Origin of the sequence: Streptomyces lydicus, assembly GCF_000717345.1 — a bacterium.
GTDB lineage: Bacteria > Actinomycetota > Actinomycetes > Streptomycetales > Streptomycetaceae > Streptomyces > Streptomyces lydicus.
This window is the reverse complement of record NZ_JNZA01000001.1, coordinates 156,118-174,565: the sequence shown is the minus strand read 5'-3', so window position 1 is coordinate 174,565 and position 18,448 is coordinate 156,118. Positions and strand designations below refer to the sequence as shown.

Sequence of the window (18,448 nt, the reverse complement as noted above, 5' to 3'; positions counted from 1 at the left end):
GACCAGGGAAGGCCCGGGCGGGTGAGGAAAAGGGGAGGGGTTGGTCAGGCCGCGGGGGCCGGGCGCGTGGCGTCGTCGACTTCTTCGACGGTGCCGGTGGGTATGTCGAAGACCCAGCCGTGCAGCCGTACGTTGCCCTCGGCCAGGGCGCGGGCCACCGACGGGTGGGTGGCCAGGTTCGCCACCTGCGCGGCGACGTTCGCCCGTACCAGCGCCGGCACCTTCTCCTCGTCCGTCGTGTCGGCCGCGATGCGGGCCCGGGAGGCGTCCGCGTGGCGCAGCCAGTCGGCGACGGCCGGCGCTCCGGTCAGATCGTGGCCCTCGGCGAGGGCGGTCATGGCGCCGCAGGAGGAGTGCCCGCAGACGATGACGTCCTTCACGCCCAGCACGGCCACCGCGTACTCGATGCCGGCGACCACGCCGTCCGAGCCGGGGGCGTAGGCAGGGATCAGGTTGCCGGCGGTGCGGATGACGAACAGGTCGCCGGGATCGGCCTGCGTGATCAGCTCGGGCACGACGCGGGCGTCGGAGCAGCTGATGAAGAGCGTGCCGGGCTGGTGGGTGGTGGCCAGCTGGGCGAAGAGCCCGGACTTGTCGGGGAAGACCTCGCGCTGGAAGCGGTGGATCCCCTCGGCGAGATGACGCATGACCCGGGTGTCCCTTTCGTTCGGGGCTGTCGGTGGGGCCCGACGTCATTCACTGTGCATGACCTGCTCCTATAGTGTCCAAGACGCAATATCTCTAGCTGCCATCGATGACATCTATAGTCTTCCTTCATGAAGCCGGAACTGCGTCATCTGCGCTACCTGCTCGCGGTCGCCGAGCACGCCAACTTCACCCGCGCCGCCGAAGAACTGCGGATCGCCCAGCCCACCCTTTCCCAGCAGGTCAGGCAGCTGGAGAGAGCCCTTGGCGTGCAATTGCTGGACCGCACCGGCCGTACCGTACGCCTGACCGACGCCGGCGCGGCCTATGTCCACTACGCCCGGCGCGCCCTACGGGACCTGGCGGCCGGGGAGCGGGCCGTGGTGGACGTCCAGGACCTGTCCCGGGGCCACCTCCGCCTCGCCGTCACCCCCACCTTCACCGCCTACCTCATCGGCCCGCTCGTCGCCGGCTTCTACGACCGCCATCCCGGCATCACCCTGGACGTCCGCGAAATGACGCAGGACCGTCTCGAAGCAGACCTCCTGGACGACCGCCTGGACCTCGGCTTCGCCTTCAGCGCCACGCACCTGCCTGGCATCGAATCCACCCCGATGTTCACCGAAACCCTCAGCCTCGTCGTCGGCCCTCACCACCCCCGGGCCGGTCAGGCGGGCCCACTACCGGTCGCGGAACTGCGCGAGCGTCATCTCGCGTTGCTGAGTGGGGACTTCGCCACCCGTCGGCACATCGACGAGCACTTCGCCGTCCATCACGTCCAGCCCCGGATCGCGGTCGAGGCCAACTCCATCAACGCCCTCACCGAAATCGTCACCCGCACCCCACTGGCCACCGTCCTGCCCGACGCCATCACCCGCGACCACGCCCATCTCACCCCCGTCCCCCTCACTCCCCCACTCCCCTCCCGCACCGTCACCCTCCTACGCCGCGAAAGCACCTACCAGAGCGCCGCCACCCACGCCTTCGTCCAGCAGGCAACGCAGTGGGTACACACCCATGGCTTCACGCTGGACTGACCCCGACCGGCACCGGTGAGCACCGGCAGTCGGACCGGGGGCACCGCCGGGGCGGAAACCGGAGGGTCTGGTTTCCGGCCCGGGCGGAAAGCCCCGATCGGTGGCGGGCGGCGGTCAGTCGGCGGAGTTGTGGGCGTGGAGCCGGTTCACCGCGCTGAGGACGGCGTGCAGGGTTGCCGTGCCGGAGTCGGCGCGGATCGCGGCGCCCCAGGTGGAGCGCTGGTGGTGGTCGATCCGGACGTAGGCGACGGCTTGGGGGCTCCGGCCGTCCTCGGCGGGGAGGGGGTGCTGGTGGACGTCACCCACGGTGAGGCCGGCGTAGTCGAAGCCGTCGGTGGGTGGGAGCGACGGGAGGCCGGCGAGCAGCGCGTCGGCGAGGCCGGTGCCGGTGCCGTGCAGGGTCACCGTGGCGCCGTCGGCCAGCAGGGTGCAGGTGAGGGCGTGGCGGGTGCCGTCGTCGGTCGGCTGCGGGGTGTGGTCGACGAGGTGGAGCGGCCGGGTGGCTTCCAGGTAGGTGGTGCGGAAGACCGACCACACCTCGCGGGCGGTCAGTTCCCCGTCGGCGCCGTCGGTGTGTTCCTGGATGATCCCCGCGAATTCCGCCTGGAGCGGGCGGGGCAGGTCCAGGTGGTACTCGGTTTTCAGGAGGTAGGACGAACCCGCTTTTCCCGACTGGGAGTTGACGCGGATCACTGCTTCGTAGTCGCGGCCGATGTCCTTGGGGTCGATCGGCAGATAGGGCACGGCCCACGGGAGCTGGGACAGCGGCGTGCCGGTGGTGGCGGCCGTGCGTTCCAGGGCCTCGAAGCCCTTCTTGATGGCGTCCTGGTGGGAGCCCGAGAAGGCGGTGTGGACGAGTTCGCCGCCGTAGGGGTGGCGCGGGTGCACCGGCAGCCGGTTGCAGTGGGCGACGGTGGCGGCGATGCCGGGGAGGTCCGAGTAGTCGATCATCGGGTCGACGCCCTGGGTGAAGAGGTTGAGTCCGAGGGTGACGAGGTCGACGTTGCCGGTGCGTTCGCCGTTTCCGAAGAGGCAGCCCTCGATGCGTTCCGCCCCGGCCAGGCAGGCGAGTTCGGCGGCGGCGACGGCGGTGCCGCGGTCGTTGTGCGGGTGGATGGAGAGGATGAGGGAGTCCCGGCGGTCGAGGTGGCGGTGCATCCACTCGATCTGGTCCGCGTAGATGTTGGGCGTCGACAGTTCGACGGTGGCAGGGAGGTTGAGAATCATCTTGTGCTCGGGGTCCGGGTCCCACACGTCGGCGACCGCGTTGCTGATCTCCAGGGCGAAGTCCAGTTCGGTGCCGGTGAAGGATTCCGGTGAGTACTCGTACCGGATGCCGGGATTACCGCTCTCCTCGGCGAGTTTCTTGCACAGCCGGGTGCTGCGGACCGCCAGGTCCTTGATCTGTGCCTGGTCCATGCCGAACACGACCTCGCGCTGGAGGCACGAGGTGGAGTGGTAGAGGTGGGCGACGGCGTGGCGCGCCCCGGCCAGGGAGTCGAAGGTGCGGCGGATGTGTTCCTCGCGGGCCGGCATGATGACCTGGATGGCCACGTCGTCCGGTATCAGGTCCTCTTCGATGAGCAGCCGGATGAAATCGAAGTCGGTCCTGCTGGCCGCCGGGAAACCGACCTCGATCTCCTTGAATCCCATCCGGACCTGGAGTTCGAACAGTTTTCGTTTGCGTGCGAGGTCCATGGGGACGGCGAGCGCCTGATTGCCGTCCCGCAGGTCCACCGCGCACCACTGCGGGGCCCGGGTGAGGGTCTTGGCCGGCCAGGAGCGGTCCGGGAGGTCGAGTGGCGGGTAGGCGGTGTACCGCTCCGTGGGCATGCCCGAGCGCTGCTGCAACGGCTGACCGGAGGACGGATACGGAGCGGGCATCGGCTTCTCCTCGTTCCTGTGCGCAAGACGCGGGACGGTCGTTCCGTGCGGCGGTGCGGGGTCCTCGACTGCCGTCATGAGCCGGCCTCGACGGCGACCGGTGCGGCGTCGTTGCGGGCGCCGCCCCAGCGGTGCTGGGTCTCGTGATGGATGTGCCAGATGTCGTCCTCGGTCAGCAGGACGGACACGACATCGGGGAAGGCTTCCTCGAAATAGATGTACGGCTTCCGGTTGTCGATGCGCGGGGAGTGGTAGTCGAGCCGGTCGTGCATTCCGTGGGCGCGGGTGACGGGGGTGGCGGGGTGATAGGTGAGGATGTTGGGGCTGGCCAGGTCGATCAGTTCGTCGTCGATGAGCCGGCCCACCTCGTGGATCGTCTCGTCGATGCTGGCCCGGGTCTCGCCGTCCAGGCCGAAGAGGACCGAGGTGCCCAATTGCAGGCCCTGTTCCTTGACCAGTGAGGCGGCCTCCCGGACCTTTTCCCGCCAGGGCTTTCCTTCCTCCCGCCGGAGGTTTTTGTGGATATGGTCCATGACCTGCGTCGACATGCTTTCGATGCCGATGTAGACGTAGGTGCAACCGGCTTCCTTCATCTTCCGAAGGATGTCGGCCGATGCGTCGGCGGAATGGAGTGCAACGAGGGTGTCGACGGTGAGTTGAGCGCCCCATTGGAGTCCGCGCAGCCGCTCGACGTCGTCCTCGTCGGCGAGGAATTGCCGGTATCGCGGGTCGAGGGATTCGGGCGGGGTGCGGCGGATGCGGCTGAGTTCGTCGCAGAAATTCCCGATGTCGCGGTAGCGGCCGCTCCAGAAGACCGAGTCGTCGAAGAAGAGCGATTCGGCGCCGTAGCTGAGGTATTCGCAGACCCGCTGTACCGCGGTGCCGATGGCATCGTCCTTGAACCGTTTGAGGCCGTTGCTCAACTGGGCGGATTCGGAGCAGAAATTGCAGCGGTAGGGACAGGCGTTGGACACCATGAAGTGCGCGGTGCGCAGCGGCTCCGCCGTTTCCGGGCGGGTGAAGATCGGGAAGCGGGAGCGGATCGCGAAGGCCGCGTACGGCGAGGGCAGCGAGCCGAGGTCGAGCGCGCGGCCGCGCAGCGGCACGGCGTCGACGGCGTCCGTGGTCGTCAGGGCGATGAGGGAGCTGCCTGCGCCGGGGCCTTCCTCGGCGAGCAGCCCCTGAAGACACGGCAGCACCTGGTCGCGGTCCACCCGGCGCCGGTCGAGGTCGGTGGCCAGGGCGAGGGCCCGCATGAGGAGGTCCACCGCGTGGTACGCCTCGCCGCTGACGACCGCGTCGACCACGCGGGGTGCCTTGCCCTCCTGCATGACGGCCAGGGTGCTGCTGGGCTTGAGGAGCAGGGCCCGGCCGTCGGGGGTGACCGCGGTGGTTTCGTCGACGTGCCGGCCACCGAGGATCACGAAGGTGTCGGGGACCTCGCGCTTGGCCAGTTCCGCGATCTGCAGGGCGTAGCGGTGCGCGGGTGAGACGGCGCTGATGAGCACGACCCGGGGGCGGACCTCGCGCAGCAGGCGGGTCCAGCGCGCGCGGGCGTCGTCGTCCCAGACCCGGGGGTCGAAGACGGTCTGGTCGGTGTTCGGGGAGGTGCCGTAGGACCGGTATCCGTCGTCGCCGGAGGAGAGCCGGTAGGTCTTGTCCGGGAACCGGGTCCATTCGGGCGCGAGGTCGCTGTAGTGCGTGGCGTCCGCCAGCGGCCCGGCGTCCGCCACCGCGCGGTGCACGGCGAGGCTCAGCGCCGTGTAGAGGCACATCGGGTCGCCGGGGTAGGTGATTTCCCCCTCGGACTGGGTCATGACGGGTGCGAGAACGGACAGCACCGGAAAATACCGGGTTTTCGCGCTGCCGTCGGCCAGTTGCTCGGCAAGGCGTTTTCTTCGCGTGCGCCGCCTTGCCCGGAAGGCGTCGGGGTCGGTCTCTTCCCCGGCGCGATGCAGCCGTACGGCGCCGTCCCCGGAATACACCTTTTCCATGGCATGGGTGGTCATCAGCCCTCCGGATTCCGATTTCTCCGGGACTTCGGCCCGGAACGCGGACATGGATGACGCGCTGGATCCGGTGGGACGGCACAAAAGGCCGGGTCACATTCTTCCGGTGGTGGCCGGGGAGTTCTCGGCGTAGGCCCGAACTCCCGGGAAAGTCCCCCGACTTTGTCCCCCGTGATCATTCCGAACTGTACTAGCAGCTGCCCTGCGCACGTCAACGACAAAGGAAAAACTTTCCGCATTGTCGCTTTCGGCCCGGGCGCCCCGGCCGGGGTTTCAATCCCCGTCGCGCCGCCGCAGGGCCTTGTCCATGCGGTCCAGGGTCTCTTCGAGGATCTGCGGTGAGGTACCGAAATTGAGCCGGACGAATCCCTCGCCGGCGGCGCCGAAGGCCGGCCCGGAGAAGAGCAGCACCTTGGCCTCGTCACGGAAGAACGGCATGGGGTCGGCGTCGAGCCCGGCCTGCCGGCAGTCCAGCCAGGCGAGGAAGGTGGCCTCCGGCGTCCGGCAGCGGATCCCCCGGGGCAGCCGCTCGGCCAGCCGCCGCCGGTTGCGGGCGAGGACCGCCATCACCTCGTCCAGCCAGTCGTCGCCGGCCGTCCAGGCGGCCTTCAGCGCCTCGACCGCGAGGACGCCGACCTGGCCGAACAGCAGCCCGCGCCGGGCGTCCACGGCCTCGCGGACGGCCGGTGGTCCGATGTGGGCCACCGCGCAGCGGATCCCGGCGAGGTTGAACGCCTTGCTGCCCGAGGTGAGGGTGACGGTGCGGGCGGCGATCTCCGCGCCGAGCGAGGCGAAGGGGATGTGGCGGTGCGGGGCGTGGGTCAGGTCGGCGTGCACCTCGTCGGAGATCACCAGCAGGTCGTTCCGCAGCACCAGCTCCGCCAGCGACTCCAGTTCGTCACGACGGAACACCCGTCCGGTGGGGTTGTGCGGGTTCACCAGGAAGAGCACCCGGCAGCGTCCGGACGTGCCGTCCGCCGCGGCGCGTGCCATGCGGGCGGGGTCGAACTCCCAGCCGCCGTCGGCCTCTTCGACGGGCACGGTCAGCGGTCTGCGGCCGATCTTCTCGATGACCTCGACGAACGGCGGGCAGGCGGGGGTGTGCAGCAGCACCGCGTCGCCCGGTTCGGTGGCGACCTGGAGCGTCGCCAGCATCGCCTGGTTGATGTCGGTGAACAGCCGGGTGTGCGTCGGGTCGGGCCGGTGGCCGTACCGCCGGAGCGTCCGCTCGGCGAACACCTCCCCCAGCGGGCCACCGCGGCTCTCGTCGAACCACGTGGGGTAGCCGAGGTCGCCGTCCGCGCGGCGCATCAGCGCCTCGCGGATCGCGGGCGCGGTCGGGAAGTCCATGTCGGCAACCCACGAGGACAGCATGCCGTCGCCGGCGGTGGCCCATTTCTCGCCGTCGCGTTGTGCGAGGCGGTACGGGTCGACGGCGACGAGATCGGCCGGCGAAATGTCAGTGCTCACAGGGCAGTTCCCCCAGTCGGTCGGTCGGCGCGGCGCCGTTCGGACCGGTCGGTGCGTTGCCGCGCGACAGGGGGACGGCGACGGATTCCCCCGCGTTCGTCAACGTCGAGGCCCCCTTGGGGAGGCCACAAGATTATGCGGCAGCACCGGGTCACGGGATGTGACGCCCGCCACATTGTGGCGGTGATCGTGGCCGGATACTGTCCCAACAGCCGGGCGCGCAGCCCGGATTGGCCACTGAGTCGGAGCCGTTCCCGGACTCGGAGGTTCCCGACCCGGCCGCGGTGCGCAGCTGCGCCCCGTCGATCGCCCGCCGCCGAAGTGCATCCGCGATGTCGAGAAACTCTGAGACAGGAGACGGTCATTGTCCTCGCATGCCGCCCAACTCCCCACGGACCGGCCCCGTGGCGTCGACGTACCGGCGTGCAGGGCCGTGGTGCGCCAGGAGATACCCGGTCTGTACGACGGCGCCGTGGGCGCGGTGGCGGCATCCTGCGCGTCCACTCCGGAAAATGTGCTGCTCGCGGCATTCGCCGCGCTGGTCCACCGGTACTCCGGGGAGAACCACGTGGAGTTCCGGGCCGTCCAGGAGGGCGGCAAGGAGGCGCTGCTGCGCTTTTCGGTCACCGGCGGGAGCACGTTCCGCGGCCTGGCGGGTGAGGCCGGTGCGGTGGCCCGTCCCGGACCGGAGCCCGCCCGCCTCGGCGTCCGCGTCGGCGGGGCCCCGGGGGCCGGCGACGACCGGCCGTACGAGGCCCAGTTGGTCCTGCCCACGGTGGAGGAGGGGTCCCGCTGGGCCGCGCTCCACTTCGACGAGCGGCTCTTCGATCCCGCGACGGCGCAGCGGCTGCTCGCCCACTACGGGCAGCTGCTCACCGACGGCGTACGCCACCCGGACCGGCCGCTGGCGGAACTCACCCTGCTCACCGAGGCCGAGCAGCGCCGCTTCCTGCTGGACTGGAACGACACCGCCGCGGCGCTGCCCCACGAGGGCAGGTGTCTGCACGAGGTGTTCGAGGAGCGCACCCGGCAGGCGCCGGACGCGGTTGCCGTGGCCCAGGGCGCGGTTCGGCTGACGTACCGGGAGATCGATGCCGCGGCCAACCGGCTGGCCCACCACCTGCGGGACCTCGGCGTCGGCCCGGACGACCGGGTCGGCCTCTTTCTCGGCCCGTCGCCCGACCTGCTCGTCGCCGTGCTCGGTGTGCTCAAGGCCGGCGGCGCCTACGTGCCGCTCGACCCCGCGTATCCCCGCGCCAGGCTGACCACGATGATCACCGGCGCCTCCTGCGTGGCCCTGGTCAGCCGGGCCGAGCAAGCCGCCGCGCTGAGCGACGGCGAGCACCCCGTGGTGCGGGGCCACCTCGTGCTGCTGGACCGCGACGCCGCGGCCCTGGCCGCCCGGCCGGACCACGCCCCGGAGCCGGTGGCCGGCCCGGACAACCTCTGCTACGTGATCCACACCTCGGGCTCCACGGGCCGCCCCAAGCCGATCGCGCTGCGCCACCGCGGCGTGCTGAACAACATCGCGGACCTCAACACCCGCTTCGGCGTGGCCGCCGGCGACAGCGTGCTCGGGCTGTCCTCCCCGAGTTTCGACATGTCGGTCTACGAGTTCCTCGGCATGACCGCGGCCGGCGGCACCCTGGTGCTTCCGGCGCCGGGCCGGGCCAAGGACCCGGGCCACTGGGCGGAACTGGCCGCGCAGCACGGCGTCACCGTCTGGAACACCGCACCGGCCCTGCTGGACCTGGTACTCGAACACGTCGAGCGCACCGCCGCGGGTGGTCCCTCGCCGCTGGGCACCCTGCGGCTGATCATGCTCGCCGGGGACTGGATTCCGGTGAAGATGCCCGACCGGACACGGCAGTTCGCGCCGGACGCCCGCTTCATCTCCCTCGGCGGGGCCACCGAAGCCTCGATCTACTCGACGCTGTTCGAGGTCGAGGCGACCGACCCCGCCTGGACCAGCATCCCGTACGGCCGCCCGATGGCCAATCAGCGGACGTACATCCTGGACGAGGCGCTGCGGCCCGTTCCGCCGGGGGTGGCCGGCGAGTTGTACCTCGCGGGCGACGGCCTCGCGGTGGGCTACCTGGACCTGCCCGACCTCACCGCCGAGCGGTTCCTGCGCTGGTCGTACGGTCCGGTGACCGACGAGCGGCTGTACCGCACGGGTGACCTGGCCAGGTTCGGTGCCGACGGGCTGATCGAGCTCCTCGGCCGCACCGACCTCCAGGTCAAGATCCACGGGTTGCGGGTGGAGCTGACCGAGATCGAGTCGGTGCTCCGGGACCATCCCCGGATCAAGGAAGCCGCGGTGGCGGCGCGGCCGGACCGGACGGGTGCGCCCGCCCTGGTCGGTTATGCGGTGCCGCGCGAGGGCAAGGACCTCGACCCCGAGGAGGTCCGCGGCCGGCTCGCGACCCGGCTGCCGGCCCATATGGTGCCCGGTGCGCTGCTGGTGCTGCCCGCCATGCCGCTGAGCCCGAACGGGAAGCTCGACCGCAAGGCGCTCCCGGCGCCGCCGTCCCCGCACGGTCGGCACGAGGGCGGCGCCGTGTCGGCGGAGGAGGCTCCCGGCGGCCCCTGGGAGGAGCGGATCGCCGCGGCGTGGCGTGAGGTCCTGGGGGTCGAGGCGATCGGGCGGGACGACGACTTCTTCGCCCTGGGCGGCGACTCGATGAAGGCCCTGCGCAGCATGACGCAGGTACCCGAGGTCACCTTGGTCGACCTGTACCGCTTTCCGACGCTGCGGAAGCTGGCCGCGAACCTCCGGGACACGGCCGGCGAGCGCGGAACCGTAGAGGGGTCAGCGGGGCCGGAGTAGCGCCGCCGTTGCCGCCGGGTGGGGGCGGGTCCCACCGGGGTGTGCGGGTTCGCCGCGCAGACCACCCGCCGCCGGATCACCGAGGCCCTCAGGGGCTGAGGAGCCGCTTCCGGGGGCGGGTGGGCGCGTTCAGACGGAGGCTGCCGGGCCGGCGGCGGTGCAGCGGATCGGCAGCCGGCTGATGCCGGTCAGGAAGCTGGACCTGATCCGTTCGACCGGTCCGGCCAGCTCCAGACCGCCGATCTGGTTCCGCAACTCCTCCAGCATGACCCGGAGTTCGACCCTGGCCAGCGGCCCGCCGAGGCAGAAGTGCGGGCCGTGGCCGAGGGTGAGGTGCCGGTTCGGGGTGCGGGAGACGTCGAAGCGGTAGGGGTCCGGGAAGACGTCCGGGTCGCGGTTGGCCGAGGTGTTCCAGAGGGTGACGATGTCCCCCGCCGCGATGTCGCAGCCGTGCAGGGTGAGGTCCGTCGTGGCGGTCCGCCCGAGGTGCGTCACCGGCGTCGTCCAGCGCAGGACCTCCTCGACGGCGGAGTCGAGCAGGCCCTCGTCCTCGCGCAGGCGCCGCCACTGCTCGGGGTGGTCGATCAGGGCCAGTACGGCACCGGCGGAGGACAGCCGGGTGGTCTCGTCGCCGCCGATGATGATGTTGTAGCAGTTCAGCAGCACTTCGGCGTCGCTGAGCGGCTTGCCGCCGGCCTCGCCGTTCGCCAGCAGGCTGACCACGTCGTCGCCCGGGAACTCCCGTCGGCCGGGCAGCAGTCCGGCGTAGTAGAGCAGGATGTCCTCCTGGGCGTCGGCCGCCGCCTCAGCGGCCTCGGCGGTGCCGTCCGCGCCCATCGCCGCCATGGTCAGGTCGAGCATCAGCGCGCGGTCGGCAGGTGGCACGTCGAGCAGTTCGCAGATGGCCATGAGCGGGATCTGGGCGGCGACGTCGGCGACGAAGTCTCCGCCGCCCGCGTCGACGACGGCCGCCACCAGGTCCTTGGTCGCGGTCCGGACGCTGTCGGCGACCTGCGCCATGGCCCGGGCGGAGAAGGCGCCCTGCAGCACCTTGCGCACCGCGGAGTGCCGGGGCGGGTCGGTGACGACCAGCATCCGGCCGCCCGCGGAGTCGCCCCCGGTGAGCAGCGTGTCGAGCATGTTGCCCTGCTCGGAGCTGAGCCGGGCGGTGTCGCGGTAGACCGCGGCGATGTCCTGGTAGCGGGTGATCACCCAGAAGCCGGGGCGGTCGCCCTCGGCCTCGCACCAGGAGACCGGATGGGTGTCGCGGAGGGTGCGCCAGGCGTCGCAGGCATCGGGGTCCTGGTGGACCGCGGGGTCGATCAGTGCGAACGGGATGGTGTGACGCGGTGCGGTGCTGCCGGGACGACCGGCGTCCGGGCGGGGGTCTGCGAGCGGCCTGTTCACCTGGTCTCCTGAGGGGTGGTCGGCGCGGGCGCCACGCGGGGCAGTGCGCGGAGGCGGGCGGCGAGGACGGCGGCGATCTCGGCCAGCGGCTCGGGCGCGAGCATGTCGCCGTGCCGGCAGGCGACCGGATGGCTGTCGATCCGACCGCGGACGTACGGCGCCCAGTTCACCGGCCGTTCGGGGTCCGGTCCCTTGTCCTCGGTCGCCTCGAAGAACAGCAGGTCCGCGTCGAGCGGCCGGGAGTCGTGCCGGCGCTGGGCGTTGACGTTGTGCGTGAAGACGGTGGCCACCGCGGACAGTTGACGGGGACCGAGCGTGGCGAGTGCGCTGCCGTGCTCCTTGAGCAGGCGCAGTGCGGACTCGGGTGTGAGGGACACGTCGTCCGGCTGCCGGAGGCCGAGCGAGTGCAGGACCTCCGCCAGCGCCTGCGGCTCGTCGAGGTCCTCGGGCCGGGCGTCGGGGAGCCGGGGGTACGCGTCGAGCAGTGCCAGCAGGGCGACCTGCTCGCCGTCGGCCCGCAGCAGCCGGGCCATCTCGTGGGCGACGATCCCGCCCATGGACCAGCCGAGGAGGTGGTACGGGCCGTGCGGCTGGACGGTGCGCAGCCGGGCAACGTAGTCGCGGGCCATCTCCGCCAGGTCCGCGGCCGGTGGCCGGGAGCCGTCGAGCCCGCGTGACTGGAGGGCGTACACCGGGCGGTCGGCGTCCAGGTGACGCAGCAGCCCGGAGTAGACCCAGCCGATGCCGACGCCCGGGTGGACGCAGAACAGCGGCTCGCGGGCGCCCTGCGGGCGCAGCGGCACGAGGACGTCCAGCGCGTCGGACGGGTCGGTGGGCCGGTCGGGGTCGGTCAGCAGCGCGGCGATCCCGGCGACGGTGGGCGTACGGAAGAGCGTGGCGATGCCGAGGTCGGCGCCGAGGGCACTGCGCACCCGCCCGGCGAGGCGGAAGGCGAGCAGGGAGTGTCCGCCGCGTTCGAAGAAGCTGTCGTCGATGCCCAGCCGGCCGGTGCCACCGGCGCCGCTGAGGTCGATGCCCAGCACCTCGGCGAACAGGGCGAGCAGTTGGGCCTCCAGGGGCGTGCGCGGGGCCCGGCTGGTCGCGCCGGGTGCGACGGCCTCCGCTTCCGGCGCCGGCAGGGCGCGCCGGTCGAGCTTGCCGTTGGGGGTGAGCGGCAGGGCGTCCAGTACGACGACGAGCGGCACCATGTGCCGGGGCAGCCGGCGCTCGACGTGGCGGCGCAGGTCGAGGGCGGCGGCCGTGGCGCCGGGGGTGCGGACGGCATAGGCGACCAGCCGCTGGTCCCCGGGCCGGTCCTCCCGTACGACGACGGCGGCCCGGGCGACCTGGGGGTGGTCGCGGACTGCCGCCTCCACCTCGCCCAGCTCGATCCGGAAGCCGCGGATCTTCACCTGGTCGTCGAGCCGGCCGAGGAACTCCAACTCGCCGTCGGGGCGCCAGCGTACGAGGTCTCCGGTGCGGTACATCCGCGCGCCGGGTTCGCCGTACGGGTCGGCGAGGAAGCGTTCGGCGGTCAGGGTGGGGCGGCCGAGGTAGCCGGTGGCCAGGCCCGGGCCGCCGAGGTAGAGCTCGCCGGGGACGCCGGGCGGCACCCGGCGCAGGCCGTGGTCGAGGACGTAGGCCCGGGTGTTCCAGGAGGGCCGCCCGATCGGTGGGGCGGTGTCGAAGGGGCCGGTGCCGAGCCAGGCGGTGGCGTACACCGGGGCCTCGCTGGGGCCGTAGATGTTGGCGATCCGGGCGCCGGGGAAGGCCGCGGCGATCTCGTTGGCCACCGGGGCGCTGAGCGCCTCGCCCGCCAGCACGACGGTTCCGGCGGTCACCTGCGGGTCCAGCCGCGCAAGGAGGCCGGCGAAGACCGAGGGAACGCCGCTGACCAGGGCGGGTGCGGTGATCGGGCCGGCTTCCAGGGCCTCCGGTTCGCCCAGGGCGAGCAGGTCGCGGTGCAGCCGTACGGTGCCGCCGGCGGCGAGCGGCCCGAAGATCTCGAAGATCGAGACGTCGAAGCTGACCGAGGTGGTGGCCTGCACCCGGTCCAGGCCGTCCGGGCCGAGGAATCCGGCGATCCAGGCCATCAGGTCGGCCATGTTGGCGTGCGAGACGATCACGCCCTTGGGCCGGCCGGTGGAGCCGGAGGTGTAGATGAGGTAGGCCGGGTCGGCGGGGTCCAGCGGCCGGGTGCGTTCGTTGTCGGTGAGGTCGGCGTCGGAACGGTCGGCGAGCCGCCGCAGGGTCGCCGGCGCGTCGAGCACCAGTCGCGGGGTGTCGTCAGCGGGCAGGGCGCCGGCCGTGTCGAGGGTGCTCAGCAGCAGGGCGGGGGCGGCGTCGTCGAGCAGCAGCGCGATCCGCTCGGCCGGGTAGGCGGGGTCGATGGGCAGGTAGGCGGCGCCGGCCTTGAGGACGGCGATCATGGCGATCAGCAGGTCGGCGGAGCGGGGCGCGGAGATGGCCACGATTCCCCCGGTTTCCACGCCGTGGGCGAGGAGTTCACGGGCGAGGCGGTTGGCCCGGGCGTTGAGCTCCGCATAGTCGAGCACCGTGCGGCCGCAGATGACGGCTGGGGCTTCCGGCTGGGCCTGCGCCCGTTCCTCCAGCAGGCGGGGGAAGGGGCGGTCGGTGCTGCGGGGGTGGGAGGTGCCGTGCCAGCCGTCGAGTTGGCGCAGTTCCTCGGCGGAGAGCAGGACGGTCTGCTCGTGGCGGTCCTGCGGGGTGGTCGCCAGGGCGGTGAGCGCGCGGCGGTAGTAGCCACCGATCAGCCGCACCTGCTCCTCGGTGAACTGGGCGGCGTCGTGCCGCAGATGGAGGTTGACCTCGGACGAGGTGAGGTCCTGGGCGAACTCGGCGCCGAACGGGATGCTGGTGTTGGTGATCCGCCGCTCGTCGAGAACCTCCAGCTCGTCGGACCGCTCCAGGACGGACCGGTAGACGCTGAAGCGGGTGAAGTTGAAGAAGGTCTCGAACAGCTCCCGGCCGCCGAGCGCCCGGCGGATCTCGGGCATGGGGTAGCGGCGGTGCTGCTGGACGTCGATGTCGGTGCGGCCCACCGCGGCGACGAGGTCGTCCCAGCTGCCGCCGGTCAGCCGGGCGCGGAACGGCAGGGTGTTGAGGAACATGCCGAGGACGCGGTCGCCGTCCCGGTCCTCGGTACGGCCGTTGTTCACCACGCCGGTGACGACGTCCGTGGTGCCGGTCAGCATGCCGACGACGTGCGCGTGGACGGCGAGCAGCACGGTGCGGACGGGTACGCCGACCCGGCGGGCGCACCGGACCACGCCCTCGGAGACCTCGGCGGGCAGCTCGACGGGGGTGAGGCGCATGTCGGGCCGGTCGCCGGGCGGGACGAGTCGGGGCAGCGCGCCGAAGTCGCTGCCGGCCAGTTCAGCGGTCCAGAAGGCACGGTGCTCGTCCGAGGCGATGGCCGCCTGCTCCTCGGCGATGAAGGCGCCGAAGTGTGCGCGGGGTGGTTCCCGGAACGGGCCCGGGGAACCGCCGAGCAGGCTGAGGTAGCGCTCGAACAGCTCAGTGATCAGGGAGCGTTCGCTCCAGCCGTCGAGGATCACGTGGTGTTCGGTCACCCACAGCTCGAAGGTCTCGTCGGTGAGCCGCTGGAGGTGGAAGCGGATCAGCGGGGCCCGTCCCCACGAGAACTCCCGGCGCTTCTCGTCCTCGAACCGCTGGTCCATGGCGGTCTGCCGGTCGGCGGCCGACAGCCGGCGGAGGTCTTCGAAGGTGATCGGCGCGGTGACCTCGCGGTGCACCAGCTGGAGCGGTTCGCCGTACGTGTCCAGGTCGAAGGAGGTCCGCAGGACGGGATGGTCGGCGAGCATCGATTCCAGGGCGGACCGCCACGCGGTCTCGGACCAGCCGGCCCTGAGGTGGTAGCCCGCCACGTTGTGGTAGATCCGTTCGGCCGCGTTGAGGCCGCTGTGGTAGAGCATGCCGGCCTGCAGGCGGGAGAGCGGGTAGGCGTCCTCGACGTCGGCCGGCAGCAGGGCGCGGTCGGCGTCGGAGAGCAGGGCCAGCGGCCGGTGGTCCCGGCGGCCGGCTCCCGGCGTACCGAGGGTGGTGTGCGGGGCCAGCTCCCGGATCGTCTGGTGGCGCAGCAGGTCCTGGAGCTCGAAGTCCAGGCCGAGTTCGCGGGCCCGGCCGAGGATGGCGATGGTGCGGATCGAGTCGCCGCCGAGGAGGAAGTAGTTCTCGTCGGTGCCCACGCCGTCGACCCCGAGCACCTCGCTCCAGACCTGGACGAGGATCTCCTCCGCCCGGTTGGCGGAGGCGGTGGCGGGGGCGCCGGTGGGACGGTCCGGGGCGGGCAGCCGCCGGCGGTCGACCTTGCCGTTGACGGTGAGCGGGAAGCGGTCCAGCACCACGAAGGCAGCGGGGATCATGTGGGCGGGCAGCACGCCGGCCAGGTGGGCACGCAGTTCGGCGGCGCCCAGGCCGGTGCGGGCGGAGACCGCGTAGCCGACCAGGCGGCGCTCGCCGGTGTGGTCCGGTTCGGCGGTCACCAGGGCCTCGGAGACGTCCGGGTGTCCGGCCAGCGCGGCCTCGATCTCGCCGGGCTCGATCCGGTAGCCGCGGATCTTCACCTGGTCGTCGATGCGGCCGCGGTACTCCAGTTCGCCGGTCGGCAGCCGGCGGGCCAGGTCGCCGGTGCGGTAGGCCCGCCCGCCGGGGAGCGCGAGGAAGCGGGCCGCGTCGAGTTCGGGCCGGCGCAGATAGCCGCGTGCCAGGCCCGCGCCCCGTACGTGGAGTTCACCGGTGACGCCGGTCGGCACCGGCCGGCCCCGGCGGTCGAGCAGGTCCAGACTCAGGTCCGGGATCGGCACGCCGATCACGCTGCTGTCGCTGTCGGTGTCCTCCTTGCGGATCGGCCGGTAGGTGACGTGCACGGTGGTCTCGGTGATGCCGTACATGTTGACCAGTTGCGGGCCGTCCGGGTGCCGCTCGAACCACGGGCGGAGCGCGCGCGGGTCCAGCGCCTCGCCGCCGAAGACGACGTAGCGCAGGGCGAGCGGGAGCCGCTGCTCGACCCGCAGTTCCTCCCGCAGCAGCAGGGCGAAGGCCGACGGGGTCTGATTGAGGACGGTGACGCGCTCGGTGCGCAGCAGGCGCAGGAAGTCCTCGGGGGAACGGCTGACCTCGTGCGGAACGACGACGAGGCGTCCTCCGTGGGCCAGTGCGCCCCACAGCTCCCACACCGAGAAGTCGAAGGCGTACGAGTGGAACAGCGTCCAGACGTCGTCCTCGCCGAAGCCGAACCAGGGCCGGGTGGCGGTGAGGAGCCGGTCGACGTTGCGGTGCGTGACGAGGGTGCCCTTGGGCTCCCCCGTGGAGCCCGAGGTGTGGATGACGTACGCCAGGTCCTCGGGTGCGGGCCGGTGGGCGAGCGGCTCGTCCGGGAGGGCGGCCAGGGCCGCGGCGCCCTCGTCGAGGCGGACCACGGTGCCGCTGAATGCGTCGAGCCAGCCGCCGGGCCGGCCCTGGACGACCACATGGGCCAGCGCGGCGTCCCGCAGGATGTACGCCAGCCGGGCGTCGGGGTACGCCGGGTCCAGCGGTACGTAGGCCCCGCCGGCCTTCTGGATGCCCAGTATCGCCACGACGAGGTCCGGGGAGCGCTCGGCGGCGAGGCCGACGAGGGTTTCGGGGCCGACGCCGAGGGTTCGCAGGTGCCGTGCGAGTTGGTTGGCGCGCCGGTCGAGTGCGCCGTAGGTGAGGTGGGTGTCCCCGTGGCTGACGGCGACGGCGTCGGGGCGCAGGGCCGCGTGGCGGGCGAAGCGCTCCAGGACGGTGGCGGCTTCTTCCTCCTCGGGACTGCGGGCGGCTCCGGCAGGCGTGCGGCCCGGACCGCCGGCCGCGGCGTCCCCGATGGCTTCGGCTTCGGCTTCGGCTTCGAAGGAGCTCAGCGTCAGATCGTGCACCGGGTGGTCCGGACGGCGCACGAGTTCGCTCAGCAGCTCGGTGAAGTGCCGGGCGAACTGCGCGCTCATCCAGTCCGGCCAGACGCTTTCGAAGCGGGCCGCGCCGTCGGTCGTCACCACGACGCGCAGTGCGTGGCCGTGTGCCTCGGGCGGCGCGTGCCGGGTGACCGTGGCACCTCCGGGCAGTTCCCGGCGGATGGGGTACGGCTCGCGCAGCGCGAAGCCCACCGGGAGCGGCGGCTGTTCCGGCGCCGACCAGTCGGCGGACGGGTCGCGCGGGGGCAGCCTCCGCAGCCGCCCGAGCAGCGTGCGGAAGCCGGGGTTCCCGGCGAGCGGGACGTGCACGGTCGTGGGGCCGGCGAACGGGCCGATGGTCCGCGCGAAGTCGTCGCCGCGGCCGTCGGGGCCCGGCGCGGCGAGCAGGAGGTCGTCGGCGTCGGTGTAGCGCTGGAGCAGGACGGCGAGCGCCGCGAGCAGCCCGTCGCCGAGGGTGGCGCCGGCGGCGGTGCACAGCGCGTCGAGCGCGGGCAGCGCCCCGGCGGGCAGCGGCACCTGGTGCGGCCGCCCGGCCGTGCGGCCGGTGGTCAGCGGGAGTTCCGGTACGGGGAGGTCCTCGCCGGGCTCCGGGGGCGGCCCGGGGGCGTCGAGCGGTTCCGCGTACAGGTCGCCGAATTGGCGCTTGGGCGGCTCGGGTGCCGGGGCGTGCGGGGTGAGGCGGGCGCGGTAGGTGGCCAGCAGGTCGTCCAGCAGGAGGTCGACGGACCGCTCGTCGGCGACGAGGCGCGGGAGCGTGAGCCGCAGCCGGAGCGCGGTGTCGCCGGTGCGGTGCGCGGTGGCGCGTACCAGGGGCCCGTTTTCGAGGTCGAACGGCCGGGCCGGCGCGTCCGCGGAGCCGGCGGGTTCCGCACCGGGGTGGCCGGTGGTCTCCCACAGCGGTGGCAGGTGGTCGGCGACCGACTGCACCAGCGCCGTGCCCTCGAAGCGGAAGCGGGTGCGCAGTGCCTCGTGGCGGTCGACCACGTCGTCCAGTGCCGACCGCAGCGCCGTCGCGTCCGGCACGCCGTCGAGGGTGAGGTCCAGCGCCAGGTGGTGGGGGGCGTGGTCCTCGGTCAGTTCGTAGGCGAGGTAGAGCTGTTGCTGCAGGGGCGTCGCGGCGACCGTACGGGCCGGACGCGCTCCTTCCGGTGCAGCTGCCCGGTCCGCCTCATGGGTGCTCACTGATCG

Annotated in this window: 8 protein-coding genes; 2 read left to right on the top strand and 6 right to left on the bottom strand. The window is 72.3% G+C overall.

Annotated features, from left to right (window positions below):
* Positions 1-44: 44 nt before the first annotated feature.
* Complete coding sequence (locus OO62_RS00740) at positions 45-647, bottom strand: carbonic anhydrase (RefSeq protein WP_033265100.1); 603 nt, start codon at positions 645-647, stop codon at positions 45-47.
* 129 nt (positions 648-776) lie between these two features.
* Between OO62_RS00740 and cynR the strand changes: the two genes are divergently transcribed.
* Positions 777-1,682 (top strand): transcriptional regulator CynR, encoded by a 906-nt coding sequence (gene cynR / locus OO62_RS00735; protein ID WP_033265099.1) that lies wholly within the window; start codon positions 777-779, stop codon positions 1,680-1,682.
* 114 nt (positions 1,683-1,796) lie between these two features.
* Here cynR and leuA read toward each other — a convergent pair whose 3' ends face one another.
* From leuA to OO62_RS00720, 3 genes are all read right to left on the bottom strand, one after another.
* On the bottom strand, positions 1,797-3,644 hold the full coding sequence (gene leuA / locus OO62_RS00730; protein ID WP_206738457.1) for a 2-isopropylmalate synthase: 1,848 nt from the start codon (positions 3,642-3,644) through the stop codon (positions 1,797-1,799).
* Positions 3,641-5,575 (bottom strand): B12-binding domain-containing radical SAM protein, encoded by a 1,935-nt coding sequence (locus OO62_RS00725; protein ID WP_206738458.1) that lies wholly within the window; start codon positions 5,573-5,575, stop codon positions 3,641-3,643. The genes leuA and OO62_RS00725 overlap by 4 nt, the downstream gene beginning before the upstream one ends.
* Before the next feature lie 273 nt (positions 5,576-5,848).
* On the bottom strand, positions 5,849-7,045 hold the full coding sequence (locus OO62_RS00720; RefSeq protein ID WP_228332370.1) for a MalY/PatB family protein: 1,197 nt from the start codon (positions 7,043-7,045) through the stop codon (positions 5,849-5,851).
* A 364-nt stretch (positions 7,046-7,409) separates the two neighbouring features.
* Between OO62_RS00720 and OO62_RS00715 the strand changes: the two genes are divergently transcribed.
* Positions 7,410-9,875 carry a non-ribosomal peptide synthetase gene (locus OO62_RS00715; RefSeq protein ID WP_051732443.1) on the top strand — a complete coding sequence of 822 codons (2,466 nt, stop codon included), beginning with the start codon at positions 7,410-7,412 and terminating at the stop codon, positions 9,873-9,875.
* A 129-nt stretch (positions 9,876-10,004) separates the two neighbouring features.
* On the opposite strand, the gene OO62_RS00710 is transcribed toward OO62_RS00715, so the two are convergent.
* Both OO62_RS00710 and OO62_RS00705 read right to left on the bottom strand, forming a co-directional pair.
* Positions 10,005-11,282 (bottom strand): cytochrome P450, encoded by a 1,278-nt coding sequence (locus OO62_RS00710; protein ID WP_033265097.1) that lies wholly within the window; start codon positions 11,280-11,282, stop codon positions 10,005-10,007.
* On the bottom strand, positions 11,279-18,442 hold the full coding sequence (locus tag OO62_RS00705) for an amino acid adenylation domain-containing protein (RefSeq protein ID WP_051732441.1): 7,164 nt from the start codon (positions 18,440-18,442) through the stop codon (positions 11,279-11,281). The genes OO62_RS00710 and OO62_RS00705 overlap by 4 nt, the downstream gene beginning before the upstream one ends.
* Positions 18,443-18,448 lie beyond the last annotated feature (6 nt).

Excerpts from the sequence above, each read along its gene's own strand:
- OO62_RS00725 (WP_206738458.1), bottom strand. The coding sequence starts at position 5,575 with ATGACCACCCATGCCATGGAAAAGGTGTATTCCGGGGACGGCGCCGTA.
- OO62_RS00740 (WP_033265100.1), bottom strand. The coding sequence starts at position 647 with ATGCGTCATCTCGCCGAGGGGATCCACCGCTTCCAGCGCGAGGTCTTC.
- leuA (WP_206738457.1), bottom strand. The coding sequence starts at position 3,644 with ATGACGGCAGTCGAGGACCCCGCACCGCCGCACGGAACGACCGTCCCG.
- cynR (WP_033265099.1), top strand. The coding sequence starts at position 777 with ATGAAGCCGGAACTGCGTCATCTGCGCTACCTGCTCGCGGTCGCCGAG.